The 7,049-nt window shown below is 47.0% G+C and carries 7 protein-coding genes and 1 pseudogene; 5 read left to right on the plus strand and 3 right to left on the minus strand.

Annotation, left to right across the window (positions count from 1 at the left end; all coding sequences use genetic code 11):
- Positions 1-252: 252 nt before the first annotated feature.
- Positions 253-999 carry a nucleoside phosphorylase gene (locus ACKTSG_RS13240; protein WP_407895421.1) on the minus strand — a complete coding sequence of 249 codons (747 nt, stop codon included), beginning with the start codon at positions 997-999 and terminating at the stop codon, positions 253-255.
- Positions 1,000-1,215: 216 nt separating this feature from the next.
- Here ACKTSG_RS13240 and ACKTSG_RS13245 point away from each other — a divergent pair, with 216 nt between their 5' ends.
- Positions 1,216-1,617, plus strand: a complete 402-nt coding sequence (locus tag ACKTSG_RS13245) for an Abi family protein (protein WP_407895423.1) — start codon at positions 1,216-1,218, stop codon at positions 1,615-1,617.
- Positions 1,618-1,628: 11 nt separating this feature from the next.
- Here the strand turns inward: ACKTSG_RS13245 and ACKTSG_RS13250 are convergent.
- Positions 1,629-3,048 (minus strand): annotated as a pseudogene (locus ACKTSG_RS13250) (IS5 family transposase).
- A gap of 93 nt (positions 3,049-3,141) precedes the next feature.
- Here ACKTSG_RS13250 and ACKTSG_RS13255 point away from each other — a divergent pair.
- From ACKTSG_RS13255 to ACKTSG_RS13270, 4 genes are all read left to right on the plus strand, one after another.
- Positions 3,142-3,669, plus strand: coding sequence for an Abi family protein (locus tag ACKTSG_RS13255; RefSeq protein WP_407895431.1), 528 nt, complete (start codon positions 3,142-3,144; stop codon positions 3,667-3,669).
- Between the two features lie 452 nt (positions 3,670-4,121).
- Positions 4,122-5,234 carry a 5-methyltetrahydropteroyltriglutamate--homocysteine S-methyltransferase gene (locus ACKTSG_RS13260; protein ID WP_407895425.1) on the plus strand — a complete coding sequence of 371 codons (1,113 nt, stop codon included), beginning with the start codon at positions 4,122-4,124 and terminating at the stop codon, positions 5,232-5,234.
- A gap of 6 nt (positions 5,235-5,240) precedes the next feature.
- Positions 5,241-6,080, plus strand: coding sequence for a MetQ/NlpA family ABC transporter substrate-binding protein (locus tag ACKTSG_RS13265; RefSeq protein ID WP_407895427.1), 840 nt, complete (start codon positions 5,241-5,243; stop codon positions 6,078-6,080).
- An 11-nt stretch (positions 6,081-6,091) separates the two neighbouring features.
- Positions 6,092-6,565, plus strand: a complete 474-nt coding sequence (locus ACKTSG_RS13270) for an S-ribosylhomocysteine lyase (protein WP_407895429.1) — start codon at positions 6,092-6,094, stop codon at positions 6,563-6,565.
- Positions 6,566-6,796: 231 nt separating this feature from the next.
- Here ACKTSG_RS13270 and ACKTSG_RS13275 read toward each other — a convergent pair.
- Positions 6,797-7,049: transposase (locus tag ACKTSG_RS13275; RefSeq protein ID WP_407891817.1), on the minus strand; the 253-nt coding region annotated here is incomplete at its 5' end.

The following is a 7,049-nucleotide window of genomic DNA, read 5'->3' on the forward strand; positions in this document are numbered from 1 at the left end:
AGCTGATTGTAATGGCTCATTAGGAAACCTCCGTATGATGATGTTCTCGACAAACAACATTCTACGCTGTCTCCTAGTGGGTCAGTCTTTTTTCTTAGTGTTCCACTTCAATTGTAAATTCAAGTGCATAAAAATACCGCATAGCTACCAGACTATGCGGATTGGTGTGTCGTGTGTCTCATTCGATAGGCTTACTTTATCACAAATAGAGGTGATTGTACACCCTTCGCAGTGAGTCTGGTCAAGGCTGACTTAATCGATATGAGTGAGGCAATCAAACCCAATTGCCATGGTCTTAATATGTGAGGCCATCCCAAAACCGCGGGCATCGTAAGCTTCAACAGTCGCCAAAGAATCGGCACTAAATAGAATTTGGCCAAAGCGGACGTGGCGAAATGCTGCACAAGCGGCCAATGCCGCACATTCCATTTCCACGACTTCAAAACCATGGTCACAAGCCGTTTTAATTTTAGCCGGCGTTTCACGAAAATAGGCGTCTGTTGTCCAAGTTTTCACGGCTTTGGCTTGCGTGCCTAAATAGGCTTGCAAAGCTTGGGTGAAGGGACGATGCAAGGCAATCGTCGGTGCTGGCGCCAAATAATGGTAAGAAGTACCTTCATCGCGCAGGGCAACGGTTGGAATCAATAACTGGTTTTCAGGCGTGTCGACCAATACGCCACAAGAGCCGACTGCGAGAATTTCCTGTGCGCCGTATGCAATGAGAAATTCCATGATCTGCGTCGCTGCCGGTGCGCCTAAGGGGGCGAGGCAAGCGCCGATCGACTGCCCTGCAACGCGGCATGCGTAAATCGAGTAGTCATGATTAATCGTGTGAAAATCACCGACAACCTGGGTGGATTGTTGGGCAATAAACGTATCGAAGTTTTGTTCGGTGACAAAGGCCATGAGCATCTTCTTAGGGAAGACGAATCCTTCTTGGCGATCAGGCTCAATCACCGCTTTTTGGTTATCGCGTTGAAACAGGGGGAGATTTTCCATTGGTAGGGCTCCTTGGATAGTGTTAAGGATAGTATATCCTAGAATCTTTCGGTGGCAAGTAACAGTAGAAGCCTACTTTTAAAATGGTTTCTTGACAAGGGTGACGAGTCATTGATATACTACCATTAATAGTTCCTCACATACCTCTCAGTAATGTTACGTGACTGATGTACCCACCGTGAGGCCTTTTTTTTACTCTCATTTTAGGAGCACATCATGGAATATAATCGACCCGCCACCACAATCGATGAAAAAATTTCAATTCTTGAAAATCGAGGGTTAATTGTGACTGATCACCATCAGGCACAGCAAACTATCAATGCAGTGGGTTATTTTCGACTAAAAGGATATTGTTTAACGTTTTATGGCAAGCAATACGAGCAGTTTCTTCCGAACACAACAATTACAGACATCTATCAAGTTTACCAATTCGATGCTGCCTTGCGTGCACTGATGTTGAGTGCTTGTCAGCAAATCGAAGTCCGAGTGAAAGCAGCGATCGGGGATGTGCTACCATTGAAATATGGCCCGATGCTGTCGGAGGATGCCTTTTTAGCAACGGCCAACTGGCGCGATTGGACACAAAGCATTAGGTTGTCACGCCGTCGGGGTAGTTAGTCGGTACTGAACTAGGCTGCCAATTTTGCCCTCTCAGTGATGACTTTATAGTTGATTTGATACATTTTGCCGGATCGTTGGGCAACGATGGAAATTGGTATAGAAAAAATCCTCAGAAGAAAAACGAGGTTCGCCAATACAATAGCTGAATCGACTTCGACTACCAGAGATTCAGCGGTCCTGGTGTTCACTAAATCAAGCCCAAGTGAGCCTTTCAAGAAGGCAAACTTGCGTTCAATTGCACCGCGTCTATTCTCCGCATCAATATCATTTTTACGTTGCTTGGCATCCACGTGCTTCGGCCTACGGCCTAACTTTGGCCCGCTTAGTTTGATGCCCAGCTCTTTGCATAATGCAATGTTTGCTCGAGTTCGGTACAAGGTGTCAGCTAGTACCTCATCGGGGTACTGCCCCAACGTGTCCCAACAATGGTCCAGCGTGGCGGGAAGATCAGTACTCTCGTTGAAACTTTCAAAATCAAAGCGCTCAACGTCAATGACTCCATCCAGGATTGAGCAATCAATTTTGGCACCGAACTCAACGCGGGCCTTGGCTTTGCCACGAACAATCGGGTGAATATATGGTTGACTGAGGCTAACAATCCGGTCGGGAACAGTGTGAGTCTTGTTATCGTACATGTATTTTTGCTGATTGTATACCTTGCGGACAACTACAAGGCGATTCACTTGCCACTCGGTCAAATGTGCTTGTCCACCTTGAGCCAACAGCTCATCCACGTAACGCAGGTCTCGCCGTACGTACTGCAGCTGTGCTTTAATCTGTTTGCGCCGGGCCTTGGCCTGACGACCAGGGTGCCGTGAATATTCAGTCCATGTTGCCTTTGCCAAGCGTTTATAAGTGCGCGGGATCGCCATTTGTAAGCCTTGTGCCATGTTAAGCACCATGTCTTCAAGGTTCAGTCGGGCTTTGTTGAGCAAGGACGCATCCTGGGGAAACTGAATCTTAATTGGCACCGCTGTGGCATTCGGTAATCAGCACGTGAGCTCCAGGCACGATAGCTTCTAGCTTCTCACGGACTTGGTCAGTGATGATGTTACGAATCAGGTCGGAAATCTTAGATGCCCGGCGACGAAAGTAGGTCAGAGTTGAGGCATTGAACGGAATCATAGCTTCGTAACGTGTTCTTCCCATGAAGTACTGAAACGCTGGGGTATCGCGAATGGCCTCCACCAGTTTGACGTCTGATAGATGCGTCCTCTGCTTAATCAGCTCGGCACCATATAACTCGCGAAACGGTTTAGCGGCACGACCTGCGTTCTTGTTAAAGACTAATTGGTATGCTTCGTCCAACTTCTGCCACGGAATGAGTGAAGCCAGCTTCACCCACTCGTTGTCAGGGCTAAGCGATACGCCCAGACCACAATCAAAGGCTTCGAAAGACAGCTGAACGTCAGTATGCCGATAAACCATGGACAGATCCTCCAATAGGAAATGACAAGTGCATGGGAAAATGCCGAATTAAGGGAATTCCTATGCATTCATTATACGTGAATAGCGGTTCTGATTCCATATGCGAAAGGAAGTTTAAAATATTCAGTATCCACTAGTTATCAGAAAGAACCCTTCATCGAAAATTATGTCCACAAGTATGGTGAATTTCCATTATGGGTTGATCTTGAACTCATTACGATGGGGAGCCTATCGATTTTTTATTCTTGGCTAGGCAGTGAAGCCCGAAAAGCGGTGGCAACTCATTTTCAGGTGCCACACATGTATTTAGGCAATTGGTTACACGTGTTAACCTTGTTAAGAAATACATGTGCGCATAATTCACGCTTGTTTGGTCGGCCCTTAACGAAGTCGGTTCGAATTCACGGAAAGTTTCGACAACAGTTCGATGCGCAAAGTTGTTTTGCAATTTGGTATATTCTACGTGAAATTTTGCCACCAGCAGAGTTTGGATTTTTTGTCTTTGAATTGGGCCAAATCATTGAGCGATATGACGTGCAATCACAGCTAAAGCAGATCGGCTTTCCTGACGATTGGCGAATGATATTGTTAGCTGATTTAACTATATCACCGCTACGTTAAGGCGTTGAGTGATGCAAATAGCAGAGGATTACAAAAAACTTTCTCACATTTTTCTCATTTACGTGTTGACTTCATGAGAATTGATGGTAATATGATGTCATTGAGTTAATCAGATATGGCTTAGCGGAGAAGAGTAGCGAACAAGCGGCGGCAAAGAGAACCCGGATGGTGAAAAAGGGACGCCTGCAAGTTGGTGAAGATGAGCTCCTAATAGCTTCACACCAGTTCACGCTGGCGCGACGGTCGCAACCGTTACCATGCCGGGCATCAACAGGTGCCGTTGAGGAAAGCTTGGGCTTTCAAACTAGGGTGGTAACGCGATAATTCGCCCCTATCTAGCAATTGCTAGGTAGGGGCGAATTTTTTTGTCCCAGAGAATTTAGAAATCCTCGCAGCCGCCAAGTCATATCACAACACACAACTACGCAACCAAAAAAAGGGAGATTTTTATTATGACTAAACCATATCGTGCAGACCTTGTCGGTTCCTTCTTACGCCCAGCTGAATTAAAACAAGCTCATGCGGATTTCTTAGCCGGGAAATTATCCAACGCGCGTGAAGTTGAAATTCAACACGCGGCGATTAAAGACCTCGTGGAAAAACAAGCCGCAGCCGGTTTTAAAGCCGTGACCGATGGCGAATTTTCTCGACAGTACTGGCATTTGGACTTCTTGTGGGGCTTAACTGGCGTCGATAAGTTAAACAATGTCAAATACGAACGCAACTTTAAAGGCAACATCAACACGGCGGATAACGTCACGCTCACCGCACCAATCGCCGAAAATCCCCATCATCCTTTCTATGACGCCTTTGAGTATCTGAAGTCCGTCGCACCAGACGGCACGGAACCTAAATTCACGATTCCAAGTCCTGGATTGTTATTCCGCGACCACCGCTCGGACCACTGGGCAGATTTCTATGATTCCTTTGAAGATTATAAGCAAGCCGTGACCAAGGCTTACGCTGATACCATCAAGCATTTCTACGACCTCGGCTTGCGTTACTTGCAAATCGACGACACCAACTGGGCCTACTTGATCGACAACTTGAAGAAAACTGAAGGCGACGTCGAGGCCCAAAAGCCTTTTGTGGAATTAGCGGAAACGGCGCATGACATTATCAAAGCCGTCCTCAAACAAAAGCCAGATGACTTGACGATTGCCTCGCACATTTGCCGCGGGAACTTCCAATCCACCTTCTTGTTTGCCGGCGGTTATGAATATGTCGCTGATTATATCAAAGACTTGCCGTATGACGGCTTGTTCTTGGAATATGACAACGAACGCTCTGGGGGCTTTGAACCATTGAAGACGTTGTGGAACGGCGATACGAACAAGCGCATCGTATTAGGCTTGATTACCTCGAAGTTTGCGGACCTCGAAGACCCTAAGGCTGTAGAAGCGCGTATCGAAGCCGCTAGTCAATTCGTGCCTAAAGAAAACTTGGCCATTTCCACGCAATGTGGGTTTGCGTCAACGGAACAAGGCAATAAAATCACTGATGCGGATCAATGGGCGAAGTTAGCGTTAGTGGAACAAGTCGCTGCGGACACCTGGAAGGACTAGATCATTTTGAAAAAGTGGGTTGGAAAAATTGCCATTGGGCTGGCATTGGTGTTAGGGCTAGCCGCTTGTGGCCAGAAGAAAGCCGCAGACAAAACCATCAACATCGGCTCAATGGTGTCCGATGTGACGATTTGGCGGCATATCGCCAAGTCGCCTGAAGCCAAAAAGATGGGCTTGAAGCTCAAAGTCACCAGCTTTGAAGACGGGGTGCAACTCAACCAAGCCACCTTGGATGGCAGTGTGGATGTCAACGCCTTTCAATCGTATGCGTATTTTGAAGCGTTCAACAAAGAGCAAAAAGCCGGCAAGCAAGTGGCTTTAGGCACCACGTACTTGGAACCAATGGGGCTGTATTCTGACAAGCACAAGAACTTGAAAAATATCCCAGATGGCGCCACCGTCGTGATTGCCAATGACGCGGCCAACGAAACGCGCGGCTTGGAATTGCTGGCTAAAGCTGGTTTGATCACCTTGCCGAAAAATTTCGATGCCTTGGGCAAAGTCCAAGATATTCAGTCCAATCCGCACCACTTGAAGTTCAAAGAAGCCCAAGATAACACCATTCCGCGCCTGATGAAAGACGCCGATTATGGGTTGTTGGCCAACACTGTGGCTTATGAAGCGGGCTTGAATGTGCTCAAAGATGCGTTGTATCATGAGAAGGTCGACCAAACCACGCGCAAAAACGTGAACATTTTGGCCACTGCCGCTAAAAATAAAGACAACAAGGAATACCGCAAGTTGATCACCTTGTATCACAAGCCAGCCATTCAAAAGTGGTTGACCAAGAAATTTGGCGGGACTAAAGTTGAAGTGCAAAAGCCGATCAGTTACTTGAAAAAATAGGAGGAAATAGCATGGCTAAAGTTGAAAGTTTTGAATTGGATCACACGAAAGTTTTAGCACCTTATGTTCGCTTGATTGCGGTCGAAGAAGGGGCCAAAGGCGATAAAATCTCAAACTTTGATTTACGTTTGGTGCAACCAAATCAAGACGCAATTCCAACTGGCGGGTTGCATACGATTGAACATTTGCTCGCCAGTTTGTTGCGCGACCGCATGGATGGCGTCATCGATTGCTCGCCATTCGGTTGCCGCACCGGGTTTCATTTGATCACTTGGGGTGAACATACCACAACTGAAGTGGCAAAAGCCTTGAAGGGTAGCCTTGAAGCTATCGCCAATGATATCAAGTGGGAAGATGTGCCAGGCACGACCATTGATTCTTGCGGGAATTACAAAGACCACTCCTTGTTCTCCGCGAAGGAATGGAGCAAGTTGATTTTAAGCCAAGGCATTTCCGATGACCCATTCGTCCGCAATGTGATTTAATTTTATCTTTAACGAAGCAGTCCCTCGACCAAAATCGTCGAGAGGCTGTTTTTTTGCTGTAACCTGGATTATTCACCTCGGTATTTGGGACATGAAATCGCATCTGGCCGGTCTGAAAGCAACGTTTGGAGCGTTGCGAATACTGACTGAGCGGAGAAGTTGGTGATCGATGCACCACGAACAGACCGACCCAGTTTTCGGCTCGACGCACGACCTATTCAGTTACTCAGTTCAGGTCGCCAACTGATGGACTTCGTCCATGAGCCGACTAAACCAGTTCTTGTAAACATAGTTAGAAGCAAGATGGATCACCACACGACGGGCGTGCCAAGTAATCCTACCGGCGATGTGAAAGAGACTGAACCGTAGCGAGGAGATGGTTGAACGACGGTCTTCCGAGACAAAGAGCTGTTTAAAGAGCTGAACCAGATTATAGGCAATACCGGTGATCAAGGCTCGTGCAGTGTTCCGTGCAAAAGTTGAG

It is taken from the genome of Lacticaseibacillus salsurae (genome assembly GCF_045862175.1).
GTDB lineage: Bacteria > Bacillota > Bacilli > Lactobacillales > Lactobacillaceae > Lacticaseibacillus > Lacticaseibacillus salsurae.